This is a genomic window from Methylobacterium sp. HJ2, assembly GCF_056431005.1.
In genome coordinates, this window is record NZ_JBWJYM010000002.1 from 736,808 (window position 1) to 755,771 (window position 18,964).

At 66.3% G+C, this 18,964-nt stretch carries 17 protein-coding genes; 11 read left to right on the forward strand and 6 right to left on the reverse strand.

Features of this window, described 5'->3' with window-relative positions; translation table 11 throughout:
* Positions 1 to 196: 196 nt before the first annotated feature.
* The 5 genes from groL to ACS5RC_RS08140 all read right to left on the reverse strand — a co-directional run bounded on the left by groL (position 197) and on the right by ACS5RC_RS08140 (position 5,859).
* On the reverse strand, positions 197 to 1,843 hold the full coding sequence (gene groL, locus ACS5RC_RS08120; RefSeq protein WP_478343309.1) for a chaperonin GroEL: 1,647 nt from the start codon (positions 1,841 to 1,843) through the stop codon (positions 197 to 199).
* Positions 1,844 to 1,910: 67 nt separating this feature from the next.
* Positions 1,911 to 2,201, reverse strand: coding sequence for a co-chaperone GroES (locus tag ACS5RC_RS08125; protein ID WP_478343310.1), 291 nt, complete (start codon positions 2,199 to 2,201; stop codon positions 1,911 to 1,913).
* A 194-nt stretch (positions 2,202 to 2,395) separates the two neighbouring features.
* A complete protein-coding gene (locus ACS5RC_RS08130; protein WP_478343311.1) occupies positions 2,396 to 2,902 on the reverse strand; it encodes a PRC-barrel domain-containing protein in 507 nt (168 codons plus the stop codon).
* 356 nt (positions 2,903 to 3,258) lie between these two features.
* Positions 3,259 to 4,470 carry an alkene reductase gene (locus ACS5RC_RS08135; protein WP_478343312.1) on the reverse strand — a complete coding sequence of 404 codons (1,212 nt, stop codon included), beginning with the start codon at positions 4,468 to 4,470 and terminating at the stop codon, positions 3,259 to 3,261.
* A gap of 207 nt (positions 4,471 to 4,677) precedes the next feature.
* Positions 4,678 to 5,859 (reverse strand): baeRF11 domain-containing protein, encoded by a 1,182-nt coding sequence (locus ACS5RC_RS08140; protein ID WP_478343313.1) that lies wholly within the window; start codon positions 5,857 to 5,859, stop codon positions 4,678 to 4,680.
* A gap of 262 nt (positions 5,860 to 6,121) precedes the next feature.
* Between ACS5RC_RS08140 and ACS5RC_RS08145 the strand changes: the two genes are divergently transcribed.
* From ACS5RC_RS08145 to ACS5RC_RS08180, 8 genes are all read left to right on the forward strand, one after another.
* A complete protein-coding gene (locus ACS5RC_RS08145; RefSeq protein ID WP_478343314.1) occupies positions 6,122 to 6,568 on the forward strand; it encodes an SRPBCC family protein in 447 nt (148 codons plus the stop codon).
* Between the two features lie 185 nt (positions 6,569 to 6,753).
* Entirely contained in the window at positions 6,754 to 7,773 is a 1,020-nt protein-coding gene (locus ACS5RC_RS08150) for a zinc-dependent alcohol dehydrogenase family protein (RefSeq protein WP_478343315.1), read from the forward strand.
* A 185-nt stretch (positions 7,774 to 7,958) separates the two neighbouring features.
* Entirely contained in the window at positions 7,959 to 8,576 is a 618-nt protein-coding gene (locus ACS5RC_RS08155) for an Hsp20/alpha crystallin family protein (protein WP_478343316.1), read from the forward strand.
* Between the two features lie 54 nt (positions 8,577 to 8,630).
* Complete coding sequence (locus ACS5RC_RS08160) at positions 8,631 to 9,257, forward strand: HdeD family acid-resistance protein (RefSeq protein ID WP_478343317.1); 627 nt, start codon at positions 8,631 to 8,633, stop codon at positions 9,255 to 9,257.
* 249 nt (positions 9,258 to 9,506) lie between these two features.
* A complete protein-coding gene (gene trxC / locus ACS5RC_RS08165) occupies positions 9,507 to 9,950 on the forward strand; it encodes a thioredoxin TrxC (protein ID WP_478343318.1) in 444 nt (147 codons plus the stop codon).
* A gap of 443 nt (positions 9,951 to 10,393) precedes the next feature.
* A complete protein-coding gene (locus ACS5RC_RS08170) occupies positions 10,394 to 11,503 on the forward strand; it encodes an AI-2E family transporter (RefSeq protein ID WP_478343319.1) in 1,110 nt (369 codons plus the stop codon).
* Positions 11,504 to 11,791: 288 nt separating this feature from the next.
* Positions 11,792 to 12,097: a hypothetical protein gene (locus ACS5RC_RS08175; protein WP_478343320.1), complete on the forward strand. Its 306-nt coding sequence runs from the start codon at positions 11,792 to 11,794 to the stop codon at positions 12,095 to 12,097.
* A gap of 97 nt (positions 12,098 to 12,194) precedes the next feature.
* On the forward strand, positions 12,195 to 12,893 hold the full coding sequence (locus ACS5RC_RS08180; RefSeq protein WP_478343321.1) for a glutathione S-transferase family protein: 699 nt from the start codon (positions 12,195 to 12,197) through the stop codon (positions 12,891 to 12,893).
* A gap of 685 nt (positions 12,894 to 13,578) precedes the next feature.
* Here ACS5RC_RS08180 and ACS5RC_RS08185 read toward each other — a convergent pair.
* Positions 13,579 to 14,667 (reverse strand): hypothetical protein, encoded by a 1,089-nt coding sequence (locus ACS5RC_RS08185; protein ID WP_478343322.1) that lies wholly within the window; start codon positions 14,665 to 14,667, stop codon positions 13,579 to 13,581.
* A 693-nt stretch (positions 14,668 to 15,360) separates the two neighbouring features.
* Between ACS5RC_RS08185 and ACS5RC_RS08190 the strand changes: the two genes are divergently transcribed.
* The 3 genes from ACS5RC_RS08190 (at position 15,361) to ACS5RC_RS08200 (ending at position 18,803) form a co-directional block, all read left to right on the forward strand.
* Positions 15,361 to 16,647, forward strand: coding sequence for an OprO/OprP family phosphate-selective porin (locus ACS5RC_RS08190; protein WP_478343323.1), 1,287 nt, complete (start codon positions 15,361 to 15,363; stop codon positions 16,645 to 16,647).
* Between the two features lie 399 nt (positions 16,648 to 17,046).
* On the forward strand, positions 17,047 to 17,484 hold the full coding sequence (locus tag ACS5RC_RS08195; RefSeq protein ID WP_478343324.1) for a DUF2231 domain-containing protein: 438 nt from the start codon (positions 17,047 to 17,049) through the stop codon (positions 17,482 to 17,484).
* Positions 17,481 to 18,803 carry a PQQ-dependent sugar dehydrogenase gene (locus tag ACS5RC_RS08200; protein ID WP_478343325.1) on the forward strand — a complete coding sequence of 441 codons (1,323 nt, stop codon included), beginning with the start codon at positions 17,481 to 17,483 and terminating at the stop codon, positions 18,801 to 18,803. Before ACS5RC_RS08195 ends, ACS5RC_RS08200 begins: the two co-directional genes overlap by 4 nt.
* The last annotated feature ends 161 nt before the right edge of the window (positions 18,804 to 18,964 follow it).

Here is an 18,964-nt window from a genome sequence, read left to right on the forward strand (position 1 = left end):
CCGAAGCCCGCCGGACCAGTGCCGCGCCGGCTCAAGTCAGGCACTCACGAAAGGCGGGCCCGTAAAGCAGCGGCACGGGCATCCGATGGAAGCGCAGCGACTGGATGCGGTGCCGGTCAGCGCAGCGACTCGCGCCCCTACATCGAGAGAGGGCGAGCGGTAGCGGGCACATAGAAAACCATGTGGCCGAGCAGAATCAGAAGTCCATCCCCCCCATTCCACCATCCATGCCCCCGCCGGGCATGGATGGCGGTGGGTCCTTGATCGGCGCTTGGGCGATCATCGCCTCGGTGGTGACGAGGAGGCCGGCGACGGAGGCCGCGTCCTGAAGGGCGGTGCGCACGACCTTCACGGGATCGACGATCCCGGCCTCGATCATGTCGACGTACTCCTCGGTCTGGGCGTCGAAGCCGAATGTCGGTGACGTGCTGTCCATGACCTTGCCGACCACGATCGAGCCCTCGACGCCGGCGTTCTGGGCGATCTGACGGATCGGGGCCTCGAGCGCCTTCAGCACGATCTTGATGCCGGATTGCACGTCGTTGTTGTCGGTCTTCAGGCTGCGGGCCACCTCCTTTGCCCGGAGCAGTGCCAGGCCGCCGCCGGGGACGATGCCTTCCTCGACCGCCGCGCGGGTGGCGTGCAGGGCATCCTCCACCCGGTCCCTCTTCTCCTTCACCTCGACCTCGGTCAAACCACCGACGCGGATCACCGCGACGCCGCCCGCGAGCTTGGCCAGACGCTCCTGCAGCTTCTCACGGTCGTAGTCCGAGGTGGTCTCCTCGATCTGCGCCTTGATCTGCGCGACGCGGGCCTCGATGTCCGCCTTCTCGCCGGTGCCGTCGATGATCGTGGTGTTCTCCTTCTCGATGCGCACGCGCTTGGCGCGGCCGAGCATGGGGAGCGACACGTTCTCGAGCTTGATGCCGAGGTCCTCGGCGATCATCTGGCCCTTGGTGAGGACGGCGATGTCCTCGAGCATCGCCTTGCGGCGATCACCGAAGCCCGGCGCCTTCACGGCCGCGACCTTGAGGCCGCCGCGAAGCTTGTTCACCACGAGGGTGGCGAGCGCCTCGCCCTCGATGTCCTCGGCGATGATCAGCAGCGGCTTGCCGGTCTGCACCACGGCCTCGAGCACGGGCAGCATCGCCTGGAGCGAGGAGAGCTTCTTCTCGTGGATGAGGATGTAGGGATCCTCGAGTTCGGCGACCATCTTCTCCGCGTTGGTGACGAAGTAGGGTGAACTATAGCCGCGGTCGAACTGCATGCCCTCGACGACGTCGAGCGTGGTCTCGGCGGTCTTGGCCTCCTCGACCGTGATGACGCCCTCGTTGCCCACCGTCTGCATGGCATGGGCGATCATCTCGCCGATCTCCTTGTCGCCGTTGGCTGAAACCGTGCCGATCTGCGCGATCTCGTCGTTCTTGGTGACCTTGCGCGCGCTCTTCTTCAGATCCTCGACGACGGCCTGGGTCGCGAGGTCGATGCCGCGCTTCAGGTCCATCGGGTTGATGCCGGCGGCGACGAACTTGGCGCCCTCGCGCACGATGGCCTGGGCCAGCACGGTCGCGGTGGTGGTGCCGTCACCCGCGACCTCGTTGGTCTTCGAGGCCACTTCGCGCACCATCTGGGCGCCCATGTTCTCGAACTTGTCGGCGAGCTCGATCTCCTTGGCGACCGTGACACCGTCCTTGGTGATGCGGGGCGCGCCGAAGCTCTTCTCGATCACGACGTTGCGGCCCTTCGGGCCGAGCGTCACCTTCACCGCATCCGCGAGGATGTCGACGCCGCGCAGCATCTTGTCGCGCGCCGTGACGGAAAATTTGACTTCCTTGGCCGCCATGACCCTGCTCCATAAAACCAGTCTTCAAAGCGAATTTTTCCATCCTTCTTTCACGGAGCGGCTCGGTCTAATCTTCTATGATGCCCATGATATCGGATTCTTTCATAACCAAGACATCTTCACCATCGAGAACCATTTCAGTTCCGGACCATTTTCCGAAGATGATTCTGTCGCCAGGCTTGACGTCGAGCGCCATGATATGTCCGTTGTCGTCGCGTATCCCCGGACCGACGGCGATGATCTCACCCTCCTGGGGCTTTTCTTGCGCCACGTCGGGGATGATGATGCCGCCTTTGGTCTTCTCCTCGGCACTGACGCGCCTGAGGACGACCCGGTCGTGTAACGGACGGAATGTCATCGTCAGTGTCCTTGATGAGTCGGTTCGGCTGATGACGGGGATCTGAATTCGTCCGACCGAGCATGGCTTTGCGTGCTCGCACGGGCATCCCCGTGCAATCCAAGTGCGCTTCAGCGTGCCTCCATCTGGCTCCTTCGTCGCAAGGAGAGCCGGCGCCACCATGTGGTTTCAATCAGGCGTCGCGCCGCGACGCGTCACGTCAAGTAGTGGAACTCCGGCAGTTTCCTCAGCTCATCCTTGCTGGCACCAGGCAGCACGACTTTTCCTTTCTCGTCATCGAATCTCAGTTGATCGAAAGGCATTGCGATCAGGTGACCGCCCAATCCGAGGAATCCTCCGACCTGTAGGACGACAAACAGGACCTTGTCCTTCCCAATGACCATGTCGTCGATGGTGCCGATCTTCTCATCCTTGTCGTTGACGACGGCGCTGCCGTGCAGTTTCGTCGTGCGCCAGCCCTTCGCGACTTCTTTTACGTCGACGCTCAGGAGGCGGACGACCTGGGACAGCGCCGGTGTTGCGACCCCGACATGCGCGATCCCGCCCCCAAACACGGCACCCGCCACGAGCATCGCAACGACGGGAAGGCGCGCTTGGCCTGCTCGCCCCAAGCCGGGAAGCCGGGGAACTGGGTGACCGGCGTCGTTGGCCGGGGTTTCCTGCCGAGCTGCGTCAGGTCGGACGTGGCGATAACGGGGCATGGGAAGACTCCCTGGCAAGGGCGCTGGACACGGCGTTCGACCGATACAGTGACCGGTGCCGTGGACAGCCACTTCGCCCGAGATGCTGCTTCCGAAATGGACCTTGCACATTGATCCGCGTCAGACGCACGCGCGATTGGTGGCCGCGTCGGTCGAGACTTGGTGTCTGTCGAGGCTTGGTGTCTGTCGAGGCTTGGCGTCGGTCGAAACTTGGCGTCTATCGAGGCTTGGCGCGGGCGGACTTCGGGCGCTGACGGTCTCCGAGGCGGACGCGGTTCTGCGCCGCGTTGCTGCCCGGCGCCGTGCGACCCGCCGCGACGATACCCCTCGCGGCACGGTCGCCTGTCCTCAGGGGGTCATCTCCAGCTCCGATCGACGCACGCGCCGGGCTGCTCGCCGCGGTCCTGCGCGAGACACGGATAATCCGTGTAGCCCTTCTCGCCGCCGCCGTAATAGGTGGTCGGGTCGTCGGCGTTGAGCGGGGCGCCGGCGCGCAATCTCTCCGGCAGATCGGGGTTCGCGATGAACTTGCGGCCGAACGCGATGAGGTCGGCCCTTCCCGCGCGGATCCATTGCGCAGCGGTCTCGGCGTCGAACCCTCCGGCGGCGATCAGCGTCCCCCGGAACCGCTCGCGGATCAGTTTGACGAGGGCGAGAGACCGCTGATCGGGAGGCGCCCCGTCCTGCATCTGCGCCGTGGCCGGATTGACCAAGTGGAGATAGGCGAAGCCGAATTCGGCAAGCCGCTCGACGAGATAGCCGAAGGTGGTCTCCGGGTCGTCGTCGCTGATGTCGTTCATCGTGCCGAGCGGCGAGATCCGGACGCCGATACGGTCGGGTCCCCAGATCCGAGAGAGGGCCTCGGCAACCTCCAGAAGCAGTCGCGTCCTGTTCTCCACGGAACCGCCATACGTGTCGGAACGACGGTTCGTGCTGCTCTCTATGAACTGGTCGAGCAGATAGCCGTTCGCGGCATGGATCTCGATCCCGTCGAAGTCCGCGGACAGGGCGTTCCTCGCCGCGCGCTCGTACTGCGCCACGATATAGGGCATCTCTTCGAGAGTCAGGGCACGCGGTCGGACGAAGGGGACGAGCGCCCCTTCACCCCGCTCGTTCTCGATGAAGGCCTTGCCCTGCGGGGTGATGGCGGATGGGGCGACGGGCAGCATGGTGTCGGGCTGCAGGGCCGGATGCGAGATCCGACCGACATGCCACAACTGGCAGACGATGCGACCGCCGGACTCGTGCACGGCTCCGGTGACGCGGCGCCACGCCTCAACCTGCTCGCCGCTGTGGATGCCGGGCGTCCAGGCGTAACCCTGCCCCTGCATCGAGATCTGTGTCGCCTCGCCCACGATGAGCGCCGCGGACGCGCGCTGCGCGTAGTAGCAGGCCGTGAGGGCACCCGGCACGGCACCCGGTAATCGCGCGCGCGAACGCGTGAGGGGTGCCATGACGATGCGATGCGGAAGTTCGAGCGGGCCCAGCCGGTAGGGCTGGAACAGCGCGTCCGTATCCGTGGATTGCGCCGGGCCGCGCGTTCGCGAGAGGGTCGCCGTGTCTTCCATGGAGTGCCTCCTTCGGACGCATTCCGGCCGACATGGCCAGGCCGCCCGTGTTGCGCGATCCGGAAGCCCTCCGCCCGCGGCGGACTCCCCGCTCGGGCTCCGAACATAGGCACGGCGCCACCGCAGGCCCTGATGTCCGTCAGCGTCGGACGACCTTCAGGCGGTTCGCAGGCGTGAAGCGCGCCGGGCGCACGGTGTCCTGGCGCCTCAGAAAGCGTAACGCAGGATCGCCGCCAGGGCGTGTCCGGCCGGCATCTCCTCGCTCCGCGCGCACACGACTCGGGCGTCGGTGCAGAGGGCACGTCGGGCCACTTCATCGAGAACCGAATAGGTTTCGGCGTCGTCGGACGTGGCGTACGTCACGCTGCCGTCGATATCGCTGACGAGGCCTGGGATCACGCGGTCGAGATCGACGACGAGCCGGTCGACAGCTGCCGCTGTCGCGGCATGAGCCGCATGCGAGACGTCGCTGGTGGCCCGATAGGGCTTCAACTCGTCGTAGAGGGCGAGGATGCCTTTCACTTCGGCCCGGTAGAGGCGATCGAGGATCGGGAGTGCAGCGTCGCCGAGCTGCGCGTCGCTGCGGTGGTCCGGGTTGCCCGCGATGCACTCCGCGATGAGATGCGGATACGTGTTCACGTTGCGGAAGATGCTGCGCATGGGCTCCGCCGCGGCCAGGACCATCGGTGTCGAGCGACCCGCAAGCGCGTCCCCAACCGCACGGTCCACCTGTCGCGCATACTGCGCTTCCAGAATCTTCTCGCCCTCGAGGTTCTGAAGGCGGCGGCGCGGGGCCCGCACGTGGAGCGAGGGCCGGCCAAGGGTCTCCGCAGGATCCTCGGAGAGATGGGCAAGAGGGACCCGCGCCGGCGGCATGTTCACGACCACGTCGAGAAGCCGCGCCCCGCCTTCCGAAATGGCGAGAACGAGAATCTCCAGCGGCGACGTCATCGTCCGGATCAGCGGAGCGAGGTGGAACCGGTCGGCGACCTCGGCGAGGGGCTTCGGCCGGATCGGCAAGCGGTACGTATGCATGGACTTCGTCTCTGGCCGCGTGAGCACTCCAAGACCGTGCGCTTGCGATTTCCAGAACTCCTCCACCGATGCGAGCGGATCCGCGCCGCTGAGCCGGTACTTGTTGTCATCGAGGCTCTTCTGGATTCTGCCCGATAGAACGCCGAACTGTCGTTCGAGATCATCGATGATGCGTTCCGAGGCGTCGGCTTCGCGCAACTGCGAAATCGCATCCTTGGCGAGATCCTTGAAGGCGATGCGGTTGGCATCCGGGTGCAGGGGCGAAGTCGGCAGATAGAGCGACACGAACACGCCGCCTCGCGCCGTCGCCAGTGCCTTGAACTCCTGCAATTCGGGGATGTCGATGTGCATCATCTCGCCATAGCCTCAGCGGCTCGGACCTCGGCGGCTCCAGGCCGTGCGAGGCCGGGCTCCGCTACCTGAGCAGGCCCTTGCCGGGACCGCCCTGACGGGCGTCAGTCCCCGCGCGATCGGCGGGTCCCGAGGCCGCCCGTGTCCATTTTCTGACGCCCGTCATGGGCACGACGGACGATCCGTCCCACCGTTCCAGGCGACGAGACCGGCCTTGGCGGGGCATTGCCTCGCATTGCCGCATCACGCTCTCCTGGGGTGAGCCATGCAGATCCAAGCGAGCAGGACACTGGTTGCTTCACCCGCGAAGGTATTCGGCCTGATCTCGAACGCGGTGGAGTGGCCTCTCGTTTTGCGGTCCGTGGAGAGCGCGGAACTCGTGACCGAGGGTGCCTTGGGCATGGGGTCACGCCTGCGCGAGCGCCGGATTCTCCTTGGCGCCGATGCCATCCTCGAGTCGGAGGTGATCGAATTCACCCGCCCGCATCGCTTCCGGCTGTGGGTCGCGAGTTCCGACCGCTCCTTCGACCGGGATTTCATGATCGACGCCTTGGACGGCGGCGGATCGCGCCTCACGCTCGTGATCCGCCCAGGGTCCAGGGCCTCCACGGGCCGTGCGCTCCTCGATCTTGTCTCGCCTGTTCTGCAGATCCGATTGAGCGACGAACTCGAATTGGACATCGCCGACTTCGCGGCAGCCCTGCGGGGCTGACGGAATCGTGCCGTTTGCTGATTGCCGTCATGGCGGGCCGGCCGGGCGGGCGCAGTCTCTCGACGCGGCTGACGCCCCCGGGAGCCGGGTCCTTATCGGACCCGGTCCCCCGGCTGAGGACGACGGGCCGGCGGCTTCGAGGCCCGAAACGGGTGGCATCACGGACGTGAGAAGGCAGGTGTATCATGACCGGATCGACAGCCCGGGCCGTCATCGTCCAACCGGGCGGCGGCTTCGAGAAGGTGACCTTCGGCGAGCGTCCCGTGCCGGAGGCGGGTCCCGGCGAGATCACGGTCCGCCTGCGGGCGAGCTCTCTCAACTATCACGACTACGCCGTGGTCAGCGGTCTGTGGGGACCGAGTGAGCCGCGCATCCCGATGTCCGACGGCGCCGGCGACGTCGAGGCCGTGGGGCCCGGCCCAGCTGAGTTCGCCGTGGGCGACCGGGTTGTCAGCACGTTCTTCCCGACCTGGCTGGAGGGCACGCCGCAGGTCGTGGGCTTCGCCACCGTGCCGGGCGACGGGGTCGACGGCTACGCGCGGGAGCGGGTCACGGCGCCTGCGACGGCCTTCACCCACGCCCCCCGCGGCTGGGACCACACCGAGGCAGCGACGCTGACCACGGCCGCCCTCACCGCGTGGCGGGCGCTCCACGCCGATGCCGGCCTGAAGAGCGGCGACGTCGTGCTGGTGCAGGGCACGGGCGGCACGTCGCTGTTCGGGCTGCAATTCGCCAAGGCGGCGGGGGCCACGGTGATCGCCACCTCGTCCAGCGACGCGAAGCTGGAGCGCCTGCGAGCGCTCGGCGCCGACCACGTCATCAACTATCGCGCCGATCCGGCCTGGGGCGAGACCGCCCGCCGGCTGACGGACGGACGCGGGGTCGACCACGTCCTCGATGTCGGCGGGCCGGCGACGCTGGAGCAATCCATGGTCGCCGTGCGGGTCGCCGGCCACATCTCGGTGATCGGCATCCTGTCGGGGATGGCGGCCGAGCTGCCGCTCGTGCCGGCGCTCCTGCGGCAGATCCGCCTGCAGGGCGTGCTGGTCGGCAGCCGCCGCCACCAGATCGAGATGGTCCGCGGGATCGAGGCCTGCGGGCTGCGGCCGGTGGTCGACAGCCGCTACCCGCTCGACCATCTCGTCGAGGCGTTCCGCCATCAGGAGAGCAACCGCCATTTCGGCAAGATCTGTCTCGAGATCTGAGGGACGTCGCTGCGACCGCCCGTCGGCAGAGTGCGGAGGGAACGCGCGGCGTCGAACATCACGGCAAACTGATAGGCGTCAGGGCTGCGGTGCGCATGATCGGCTAGTCCGATGAGATCGCGCAGCCTCGGCAGCGGACGCACACCGGGCCGAAGGCGACCCATCCGCCACGGAGGATCCACGCCATGTCCCGAGGACTCGTCGCCTTTCCGCGTTCGGGCGGTTCGATCAGGCGCGGCATGCCGAACCCGCTGTTGACGCCGTTTCTCGCCCTCTACCACGACATGAACCGCCTGCTTGAGGACGCATCGGGAGCAAGCGGTGGGGCTGCCGGTGCCGCCAACCACTCCGCGGCCACGATCCTCGTGCCGGACATCAACATAGCCGAGACGGAGCGCGCGGTGCGCATCACCGTCGAGGTGCCCGGCGCTCGCGAGGCGGATGTCGAGGTGGTGATCGATGACGACACCTTGATCGTTCGCGCCGTCAAGGAGACCGAGCATCAGGACGATCGACAGAACGTTCACGTGAGTGAGCGCGTCTTCGGCACGTTCCAGCGTGCGCTCGCGCTGCCGTTCCGCATCGATCCCGACCAGGTCGAGGCGCGCGTCGAGAATGGGGTGCTCACGATCACGCTCCCCAAGACCGAGGCTCAGCAACGGTCGCGCCGCGTGCAGGTGCGGGGTGCCGGCGCCGATCGGGCCGCCGCATCCCCGGGCTCCCTCAGTCAGAACGGCGCCGAGACAAGCCAGCAGGACAAGACCCAGCAGGACAAGACGCCCGAACAGACCCTGCCGCACTGACAGACCGGACCAGAGGCTGGTCCGTCCCGCACACGCCGAACGAGGAGGACACCCATGGCCGGTGCAAGCTCACAACCCTCAGGCCTCGGTTGGACTGCGGGCGAGATCGATGCCTTGAACCACGCGCTGGCCCAGAACTGGTGGGTGGTGGCCCTTCGGGGCGTGCTGGCAATCGCGTTCGCCATCCTGGCGCTCGCGATGCCAGTCTCGACCCTGATCTCGCTGATCCTGCTCTTCGCCGCCTATATGCTGGTGGACGGCGTCTTCGCCATCGTCGCGTCGCTGAGGGCGGCGCGGCACAGGAGGCGCTGGGGCGCCCTCTTCTTCGGAGGCGTCGTCAACATCCTCACCGGGGTGCTGGCTGCCACGTGGCCCGGCATCACCGCCCTGGTGTTCGTGGCGATCACGGCGGCGTGGTCCATCATCTCGGGAGGTGCCATGCTGGCTGCGGCGGTCCGCCTCAAGCGGGATCATGGACGGTGGTGGCTGGCGCTCGGCGGCGTGGCATCGATCGCCTTCGGCACCATCCTCGTCTTGGCTCCGCTCGCGGGCGCCGTGGTGCTGACGTGGTGGATCGGGATCTACGCCTTTGTCCTGGGCATCGCCCTGCTGGTGCTCGCCTTCAGGCTCCGCGAACACCGCCATGATCGACCAAGCCCCGCGATGGCTCAACCGGCCTAGACCGACAGGTGTTGTCCGGCCGCTTGCGGGAGCGCCGCCAGGTTGACCGAGCGCGTGATTCTCGAGCGCAGGCCGACGAAGGGGACGCCGGTTCATCGTTGTCGCGCGCTTCAGAACACGGGCTTCGAGCCGTGCCTAAACCCGAAGTGGTCGGGTGCGGCTCCAGAGGTCGGCTGATGTTTCGATGGACCGTTCACGAGGAAATGCGGCCCGTCGACGGGACGATGGTTGAGCCGGGGACAGCAACCGATGAGCGAGATGGGACGCCATATCGTCTGTCCGCATTGTGCGAGCATCAACCGCGTCCCCCTCTCCAAGCCGGCCAAGGCGGCGCGATGCGGGCGGTGCAAGCTGGCGCTGTTCACGGGGCATCCCGTTTCGGTCGGCGCCGCCCATTTCGACCAGCATATCCAAAGGAACGACATCCCGGTCGTGGTCGATTTCTGGGCCGAATGGTGCGGTCCCTGCAAAGCCATGGCTCCCGTCTTCGAGCAGCTCTCCGGCGAGCTTGAGCCCGAATTCCGGTTCCTGAAGGTCGATACCGAGGCGGAGCAGGGGTTGGCGGCGCGATACGGCATCCGCAGCATTCCGACGATGATCCTGTTCTGGAGGGGCGACGAGCTCGCCCGGCGCGCCGGCGCGGTCAACACCCAGACCCTCCGAGCTTGGCTCCGGCAGCACGAGATCCGATGAGCGCCTGCTCGGGCAAAGAACGGCACCGACCACGCCTGCCCGACGCTGAACCGCCTCGGGTTTCCCGGGGGCCATTCGGTTCGGGTCAGGCGGCCGAGATTCGCGCCTCGACCTGGGTGACGTGGCGCGCTTCGGCCCGGCAGGAGGCACAGGGCCGATGGGTTCGCGCAAGCGGCCGGCGTTGAACCGGTCGACCCATTCGCGGGTCGCGAGCGCGATCTCACGGGCTGATCGCAGTGGATCTCAGGAAAGGCCGTGACGCTCGGTCGAGGAGTCTGATTGATCCGAGCCTGCAACCGATGACGCAAAGTCACGCCCCAACCCGGACGGCTCCCAAGGAGCCCTCTCGCCACCGGCTCGGCCGCTGGGTCAATCCTAAGGGCGATACCGGATAGGCGCCTGTCCGTCCGCCCCGATGTAGCAACGCGCGGAGGGCAGAACCCTTGGACGTCCAGGCACCGACGCATCCGGTCGAACCTCCCGTGACGGGGGACCCTGCTCGCCGCAGGCGCAGGGCATGCCTCGCGGCAGCCGTGCTCGTTGTCGCGCTCTGGACGGCACGCTCCTATCTGGCCGCGGTGGTCTGGGCCGTCATCATCGCCGTTGCGATCTGGCCTCTCTACAGGAAGGCGCGGCGAGCCGGGACGCCCCGCGGTTGGCTCGTCCCCGCTCTGGTCACCCTCTTGAGCGCAGCCGTGCTGATGACGCCTGTGTTGCTGGCCGCCGCCGAGATCGGCCGGGAAGGACAGGCCGTTCTCGGATGGATCGCCCGCGTCCAGCAGAGCGGCATCGCGATGCCGGAATGGCTGACGCGCCTTCCTATCCTGGGCGAGCACGTGGATCGCTGGTGGCGGTCCCACGTCAGCGACCCGGCAGGATTGCAGGCGCTCGTCGCAGAGATGAACTTCGAAGCCTGGGCGGCTTGGATGCGCAGCTTCGGCGGAGAGATCGCCTATCGCGCGCTCCTGGCGTTCGTGACCTTCCTCACTCTCTTCGCGCTCCTCCGGGACGAAGGGAAGGCCGGAACGCGCGTGCTCTGCCTGTCTGAAGCGTGGCTTGGAAATCCGGGCGAGCGGCTGTTCGAGCGATTGGCCTTTGCGATCCGGGGCGTCGTGAACGGAACGGTGTTGGTCGCCCTCGGGGAGGGATTGCTGATCGGCTTCGGCTACTGGGTCGTCGGGCTGCCTCAGGCTGGGCTCTTCACGCTTCTGACGGTCGCGTTCGCGATGTTGCCCTTCGGCGCCTGGATTGCCTTCACGGCCGCGGCGCTGGTGCTGGTGATCCAGCGTGACGCATGGTTCGATGCGGCCAGCCTCTTCGGGTGGGGAGCCGCCGTCATGCTGGCTGGCGACAACGTCGTCCAGCCAGCCCTCATCGGTGGGGCCGCGCGGATGCCGCTGGTCTGGACCATGATCGGGATCCTGGGCGGTCTCGAGACCTTCGGGCTCGTCGGCCTTTTCGTCGGGCCGGTCGTGATGGCGGCGCTCTACGCGATCTGGCGGGACTGGACGGAGCCTGGGGTGGCGGTCGTCGAGACAGCAGGCCGGCCCTGAGGGCTTCGCAGAGACGCAGGGAGCGAACAGCAACACGCCTATGAGTCGGATCCTTCGGCGTCGTTCCTAAGCCGCAAAGTGACGCGATCGGCGTGGCATTCAGCAGCCGCGAAGCGGGTCCAGCTGTGTCACAGGGCGTCCGAGAGGTCCGGGACGGCCCGCGCGGCCGTCGCTCCCGCGTCGCGACGACGTGCCCCGGGTCTCGCCGTGTGACCTCGTGTATCGGGCCCTCCACGCAGGGGCTTCGAGCGCCGCCCGCGCCAGCGACAGCGAGCGGATCGTCGCAAGTTGCAGTTCGGCGTTGCCGCCGGTTTCGCGCCCGACCGCGATCGTGTAGGGCACGCCGGCCGGCACTGGCAGGATCCGCTTCGATGCAGCGCCGTCCGGAAGCCAACGGGCAGGAAACCACCCAGCCCGGGCGTCGGTGGCGCTTCGGACGCCGCGAAGGCGTTCGGCCGCAGCGCCGCCGCCAAGCCGCGGCTCGACAAAGCGGGCATCGCGGGGGATGAGGGCGTGACCGGCCTCGACGGCTTCGTCGAGGCGGCGAGGGAACGCCACCGTGGCCCTAAGGCGAAGATCTGCACGCTGGCATGACCCTGAGAATACGGCCGCTCGAAGCGCTGCCGCGCAGGTCTATCCCCAAGACCAACCCACCTGTGACAACGTCTGAAGCACGCTCTGCTGAGGGATCATGGACAGACTTATCCTCTACACCTCGCCGTCGGCCTTCCCGAACCCGCAGCGGGTGCGCCTGCTCATGCACGAGAAGGGTATCGCGCAGCATGTCGAGGAGCGCGTGCTCGACATGGCACCGGGCGGCGAGCAGCGCGGCTGGCGACACCTCAAGCGCAATCCCTGGGGTGAGACCCCGACCCTTGAGCTGCCGGGTGGCGGTTATCTCGCCGAGAGCGTCGCGATCGCGCGCTACCTCGACGAGAGCTTCCCGGGCCGCAAGATCCTGGGCGCAGGCGCGCTGGAGCAGGCGCAGGACGTGATGTGGAACGACCGGATCTGGGTGCAGATCCTGTACCGGCTCACGACGCTGTTCCACGTTCGCCACGAGGGGCTCGGGCCGAAGCTGGAACTGACCAGCAACCCGCAATGGGGCGAGCATTGCCGTAAGGAGGCGCTCTCTCATGCCGGCCTCGTCGATCGACACCTGTCGGATGGGCGGGACTGGGTCCTCGGCGGCGCTCACCCGACCTTCGCCGACATCACGCTGTGCACGGCGATCGCGTTCTCGAAGTTCGGCCCGGTCGCGACGCCGCTGGATGAGCGCTTCGAGCAGCTCGACCGATTCTGGCAGCGCTGGAAGGCGCGCCCGAGCTTCCGCCTCGCCTATGCGGATGGCGGCGGCCTTCAGGAACTGAGTGCGATGCAGACCGCCTGACCGGCTCGGGGTCCGGCGGAGCGACGGCGCCGTGCGCCGGCTCGCTTCGCCCGCCTCCTGGGATAGGGGCGCAGGGTCGGGCACAAGAGCCCGGTCTCCGGCGCGTTGGGAGCCCTGACGGAGAGCGTCGCACGATCGCGGACATCGGCATGGGAGCGGGCGCCTGCCGGGCGCCCGTGGGGTCCCGCCTCTCCCCGGATCGCGCCGATGGCGTGCATCGTCGCCCGGAACCGGACCAGTGGAAATCCACCCTTCGAGGATGTGGAGCGGACCCGCTCATTCCGATCCAAATCAACCGTACCAGGTGCTGAGACCATCACTCAAAAGCAGAACAGAATCGATTGATGCTCAACGGCAAGACCTGACCCTTTGCGGAAATCTAAGAGGTCTGCTCTCAAGCAGTCTGTGGATCGGCGCCGAAGGCGCATCCACCCATTCGGCACACCCAACTTTATCTGATAGCTTGCTTTTCGGGCGCGGAGGCGGATTCCGGTTAAATGGCCGATCGGCGCCGAGGCAGCGCCCACTCTCAGCTCCAGAACTCGTCCGGTATGAGTGATTTGCATTCATCGTTGAGGTAAGGTTCATTAGAACGCAGATCCACAAACACTGCCCCGAAGGTATAGATCGGGAAGCGCATGGCGGGGTGGACCGCGGCTGCGGGGCGCTTGAGGTCGGGAGGGCCTCAGGGTCTATGGCCGGAGACGTCCATTTCGCGAAACCAAACAGCCTCCCAGATCGATACGAAGTTCTTGAGGAGCCATTCCGGCCAATCTGTAGGGGCAGGATCAACCAAGCGGGCGGTAGGCTCCCTATCCGCAGCGGCTCGCAAGGCGCGGCGGGCCATACCTGAAATAGCCAACAAAATTTGCTCGGACAGCATCTCGTCTACGTCCCACCACCGCCAGCCGCGAGGATGAGCGCCGAAGTTGTTTCGTATGAAGTAGGCATAGTCGGCTGCGCTTGCTCGTGCTTTCGACAAGCCTAGCTCGCGGCAGACCTGGCCACGGGTAGGCGAGGCAGAACTGGGTTGCCGGACGCTCAGATACCCAGCCATGGCTTGGATGACGCAATCGAAGGCGACAACCGCCTCGAGTGCGAAGTTACTCTTGAGCAATTGCTCGGCTCTTAGAAGGTGGGCGATTCCGAGATGGAGAGATGGGTCCAGAGTGTTCCGGCCTGCCCAGTCCGTCTGAGTCACCTGAGGTATCCGGCCTGAGTTTCGACCCCATTGTCCGAGCGCCCGATCTCGCCCTTCATCGAGAACCGCACCAACCGTTGTCATCGGCTGAATCGGACTATAGCGTTGAAAAATTGCCTCGGCTGCGAACGGGTGAAGAGCTTGTCCGTTCCGCTCTAATGCCTCCATTAGCACGGCAGCGACTCGTGACCTGTGCACGTACTGCCGCGCATAGTGAAGGAACCAGCTTAGTACCTCATAGACCTCTGGCCTTCTTAGAACCTGACTCCACCCAACATTCCAAGCGGGCGCAATGGTGGTCACTCCAACTCCACGGCGAGATGTGAACGCCCGAAAATGGGGCTCTTCTAAGCGAATCGATACTCCTATGCTTTTCTCGATGAGGATGCTTTGAACTTCGAACCATTCACGCCTTTCAGGAAGCGTGTGCATCACCTTCTCTAGACCGCCCAATAGTTGCGGCCGAAGTTGCTGCGGTATGTCCGCATTATCGGACCACTCAGCCAGCTTGCGCTTCGCTTCACTGAACACCCTTCTGTTCTCTGGGGTTCCTCGCTTGCCGATGAGAGGCATAACGCTTCTCCGTTCTGGATGAGGCGCAGCTCATCAGGGCGATCGTTAAGTGCACCCGATTACATGAGCAACCTGTCATCCCTGATCCGGTGCGTAACCTACCGTGTACGCCGTGCTTCGGCCCTTAGCCGAGGCTCGGGCCTACACAGGGTCGCAGAGCATTTCGGGTCCGCTCTCGGGAGGGCAGTCGATGTCCGCTCATGGCGCGAAGCGGCAGCCCGTAAGGATTCAAACGAACGTCTGGTTCCATGTTTCTGCTTCTCAAAAGCAGAAGAGCAAAAATCCACCCAACCCAGCCACTCAGCGGTGCCCGCCGCGGGGACCGGAGATGGCCGTAAGCAGAACGGCCGCTTCGGATCCTATCGGCAGGCGAGGAGGACGGACGCCTGCCAACCCGGCGCTGTCGTTCACGCGTGGCCGTGCGGGTCCAGGCAGCAGAGCGGGTGGAGGCCGCCCGCTCCGACTGACGGCCTCTGCGAGCCGCTCGCTGCACGGTGCGGGTGATCTCCTTGGGGCCGCACCGTGCTCCGCCAGCGTAGCGGCATAGACGTGAGCGAGAGGCAAACAGAATCCGCCCGGTTTCGGCCGGTCCGAACGGGATGGGGACGTGACCGCCATGCCACGATCGTCGGGATTTGAGCCTCCGTTAGCCCATGTGCTTGTCGCCGCCGGGGCGAACTGCTCTCTGGCACCGTGATCAAAACGCGCCGCGCTGCGGCCCTCCTGGCCATCTCCCTCGCTCTCGCGGCGCCTGCCAGCGCCGGGAACGACGCGTTCGAAGGCATGGCCGGCCCCTACGGCGAGCGGTTGCGCTACGATGAGAAGGGGCTGACCCTCACGTTCCGTGACCCGGATGTGACGCTGAATATCGGCGGCCGTCTGCACATCGATGCCGGCGCAGCCCGGTTCAGCCGGCCGGGCCTCCCCGAGGCGTTCCCGGACCATGTCGCGGTGCGCCGCTCCTGGATTGAACCGACGCTCACGATCGGCCGCGACTGGGTGATCGCCTTCCAGTACGATTTTGCCGATCCCGTTCTGCCGATCAACGACGCCTTCGTAGCCTGGAAAGGGCTGCCGGACACGATCCTGACGCTCGGCAACATGAAGGTGCCGTTCAGCCTCGAATGGCTGCAAAGCAACAACGACACCCTGTTCGCCGAGCGCTCGCTGGCCAACGCCTTCGTGCCGGACCGCCGGTTCGGCTTCGCGATCGGGCATCACGGGCAGGCCTGGACTGCGGCGGCGGGGGTGTTCGGCAATGCCGCCAGCAACGGCATCTCCGGCGACGGCGTGGCGGTGGCCGCACGGGCCACCGTGGCGCCCGTCCTGAAGCAGGACGAGACCCTGCATCTTGGGCTCGCTGGCATCTATCGCCAACGCTCCCGGAGCGACGACGCTTTCAGCGTCTCCACCCAAGCCGAAGCCTCCTTGTTCGCGCGCTCCTTCGTCGACACCGGCGACGTGCCCGACGTTGCACGAGCGACCCGCATCGGGGCGGAGCTTGCCTATCGCAACGGCCCCTGGCTGCTCCAAGCCGAGTACATCCACGCCGCGATCGAGCGGTTCGAGGGGCTGGGTGGCCCAGTGCCGGTCCTCGGTTTCCAAGGCGGCTATGTCGAGGCGGGCTTAGTGCTGAACGGCGCAGGCCGCAGCTACGCGATGACACCGCAAGGCGGCACGACCTACGCGACGTTCAAGGGCGTGACCGTTCCGGACGGTCAGCGGGTCTCCCGGGGCGGGATCGGGATCTTCGAGGCAGCCGCCCGCTACAGCAGCATCGACCTCAACGCGCGGGGGTTTCGTGCCGGTTCGGAGCGGGACGTGACCCTTGGCCTCAGCTGGTACCCCGAGCCGAATGTGCGCCTGATCGCGAACTACATCCATGGGCGGGTCCAGCCGAGCGAGACCCAATCCGACGCCCTCGGCCGCCCGTCATTCGGGGTCGACACGATCATCACACGCCTGCAGATCTACTGGTGAGCGCCGTCCAGGCGGCCGGCGGCGCGGGCGTTCGAGGTCAGGCCTGCACCGCAAGGTCGGGCGGATCTGTGCCACGCTGCTCTTGAGCTTAAGGTCAGCAAGCGGACATGCGTCGGCCGGCGAGCGCTGACCGATGCCGTGCCGCTGGTTCCGGAGCACGCGACACCCTTCGAAGCCCAGCACGGGACGAACCATCGATCACGGAACGGCTCGACCGCGTCGCGGGGCCAGTCCGTGCGAATGCGCGTGTGGCCGCCCGTTCGGCTTCGGTTGCAGGACGCGGGTGGACTCTCGCGTTCGCGATGAAGCGACCGGGAACGGTCGCACTTATCCCGAGATCCCGCGTTTCCCTCATGCTCGGCCGAGCTCTCTCAAGTCGTTGCTTCGTTGGAGGAAAGAATGGCTAGGCAACTCGGACCGGGCCATACACCCAGGCCGCTGCACTCGTTTTTCGTCGGACTGGGTGGAGCTTTGCTGATGGCCGCCCTGTTCACCGACTACATGTATTCTCGGAACGCGTTGATGCAGTGGGCCAACTTCTCGGCGTGGCTGATCACCGGCGGCCTCGTGCTTGCCCTGATCGCCGCAATCGTCCTCGTGCTCGATGTCATGCTCGGTCGGGCTGGGCCGATCAGCTGGCCCGATTTCGGCCTGCTGGCGGTCGCCGCGATCCTCTCGATCATCAACGTGTTCATTCATACGCGCGATGGCTGGACGTCCGTCGTTCCGTCCGGGATCACCGTGTCGGCCATCGTCGCGATCCTGCTTTTCTTCGCGGGCCTCCGCGGCTGGTGCGTGACCGGCTCGAAGACCGCCGCCCGGGGAGACAACGCATGACCCTCAAGCGATTCCGCGCGGCTTCGAGCCTGATGATCGTCGCTCTGCTCGCCGGCTGTAGCGACACGGGAGGCGATCCCGCGAAACAATACGGGCCCAATCCGGACCTTCCGGAGCCTCACCAGTACCTCATCCCCCCGATGAGCGTACCGCAGGCCGTCGGCTGGAAGACCGGAGAAACGCCGACGGTTCCCGATGGCTTACGCATCCAGGCGATGGCGAACGGGCTGATGCATCCACGGATCGTCTACCCGTTGCCCAACGGCGACATCCTCGTCGTCGAAAGCAACAGCCCCGGCACCAAGCCATTCCGGCCGAAGGACTACATTTCGGGTTTGATCAAGGCCCGCGGCGGAGCTGCCGATAAGGGCGGCAATCGCATCACGCTGTTGCGTGATGCCGACGGCGATGGCGTTCCAGAACTCAAGACGGTGCTGATCGACCATCTGCACTCGCCCTACGGCGTCACCGTCGTGGCCGACACCCTGTACGTGGCCAACACGGACGCGATCGTCGCCTATCCGTTCAAGCTCGGACAGACGGAGATCAAGGACGCAGGGACCAAGCTCACGGATCTCCCGGCCGGCCCGATCAATCACCATTGGACCAAAGCGATGGTCGCCAGCACGGACGGGTCGAAGCTCTATGTCGGTGTCGGTTCCAACAGCAACGCTGCCGAAAACGGGATGGATATCGAGGAGGGACGCGCGGCGATCTACGAGGTCGATCGACTGAGCGGCGCCAAGCGGCTCTACGCGACCGGAACGCGCAATCCGACGAATCTCGCCGTCCAACCCGGAACGGGGCAGCTCTTCGCCGTCGTCAACGGGCGCGACGAGATCGGGCCGGACTTGGAGCCGGATTATCTGTCATCGATCCAGGAGGGCGGCTTCTACGGTTGGCCCTTCAGCTACTGGGGGCAGCACGTGGACGAGCGCGTCCAGCCGCAGAACCCCGACCTGGTGGCGAAGGCGATCAAGCCGGATTACGGACTGAGCTCCCACGTCGCCGCCCTCGGCGTCGCGTTCAGCCAAGGCCAGACAGTGTCGCCGCACTTCGCCAACGGCGCGTTCGTGGGCGAGCATGGCAGCTGGAACCGCGACCCGCTGAACGGCTACCAAGTGATCTTCGTCCCCTTTGTCGATGGGCGGCCCAATGGGGCGCCCATCGCGATCGTCACCGACTTCCTCGCACAGGACAGGAAGACGGTCCGGGGACGCCCGGTCGGTGTGGCCCTCGATCGGACGGGCGCTCTCATCGTCGCCGACGATGTCGGCAACACGGTCTGGAGAGTGAGCGCGGCAACGACCACGCACTGAGCGCGGACGGTGGCCAACCCGCCGCCGACCTGACCGGCCGGCTTTGGACCGGGCCGATCGAGAGGATCGGCCGGGACCCGAGGGAATCGGACAGGCGGCGCGGTCAGACGACGGGCGCGGAGCGAGTCGTGCTGACGCTGCGCCGGTCCGTTCAATCCCCA

What these genes read in the sequence shown, in the direction of transcription:
- groL (WP_478343309.1), bottom strand. Translation starts at nt 1,843, where the DNA reads ATGGCGGCCAAGGAAGTCAAATTTTCCGTCACGGCGCGCGACAAGATG.
- ACS5RC_RS08125 (WP_478343310.1), bottom strand. Translation starts at nt 2,201, where the DNA reads ATGACATTCCGTCCGTTACACGACCGGGTCGTCCTCAGGCGCGTCAGT.
- ACS5RC_RS08130 (WP_478343311.1), bottom strand. Translation starts at nt 2,902, where the DNA reads ATGCCCCGTTATCGCCACGTCCGACCTGACGCAGCTCGGCAGGAAACC.
- ACS5RC_RS08135 (WP_478343312.1), bottom strand. Translation starts at nt 4,470, where the DNA reads ATGGAAGACACGGCGACCCTCTCGCGAACGCGCGGCCCGGCGCAATCC.
- ACS5RC_RS08140 (WP_478343313.1), bottom strand. Translation starts at nt 5,859, where the DNA reads ATGATGCACATCGACATCCCCGAATTGCAGGAGTTCAAGGCACTGGCG.
- ACS5RC_RS08145 (WP_478343314.1), top strand. Translation starts at nt 6,122, where the DNA reads ATGCAGATCCAAGCGAGCAGGACACTGGTTGCTTCACCCGCGAAGGTA.
- ACS5RC_RS08150 (WP_478343315.1), top strand. Translation starts at nt 6,754, where the DNA reads ATGACCGGATCGACAGCCCGGGCCGTCATCGTCCAACCGGGCGGCGGC.
- ACS5RC_RS08155 (WP_478343316.1), top strand. Translation starts at nt 7,959, where the DNA reads ATGTCCCGAGGACTCGTCGCCTTTCCGCGTTCGGGCGGTTCGATCAGG.
- ACS5RC_RS08160 (WP_478343317.1), top strand. Translation starts at nt 8,631, where the DNA reads ATGGCCGGTGCAAGCTCACAACCCTCAGGCCTCGGTTGGACTGCGGGC.
- trxC (WP_478343318.1), top strand. Translation starts at nt 9,507, where the DNA reads ATGAGCGAGATGGGACGCCATATCGTCTGTCCGCATTGTGCGAGCATC.
- ACS5RC_RS08180 (WP_478343321.1), top strand. Translation starts at nt 12,195, where the DNA reads ATGGACAGACTTATCCTCTACACCTCGCCGTCGGCCTTCCCGAACCCG.
- ACS5RC_RS08185 (WP_478343322.1), bottom strand. Translation starts at nt 14,667, where the DNA reads ATGCCTCTCATCGGCAAGCGAGGAACCCCAGAGAACAGAAGGGTGTTC.
- ACS5RC_RS08195 (WP_478343324.1), top strand. Translation starts at nt 17,047, where the DNA reads ATGGCTAGGCAACTCGGACCGGGCCATACACCCAGGCCGCTGCACTCG.
- ACS5RC_RS08200 (WP_478343325.1), top strand. Translation starts at nt 17,481, where the DNA reads ATGACCCTCAAGCGATTCCGCGCGGCTTCGAGCCTGATGATCGTCGCT.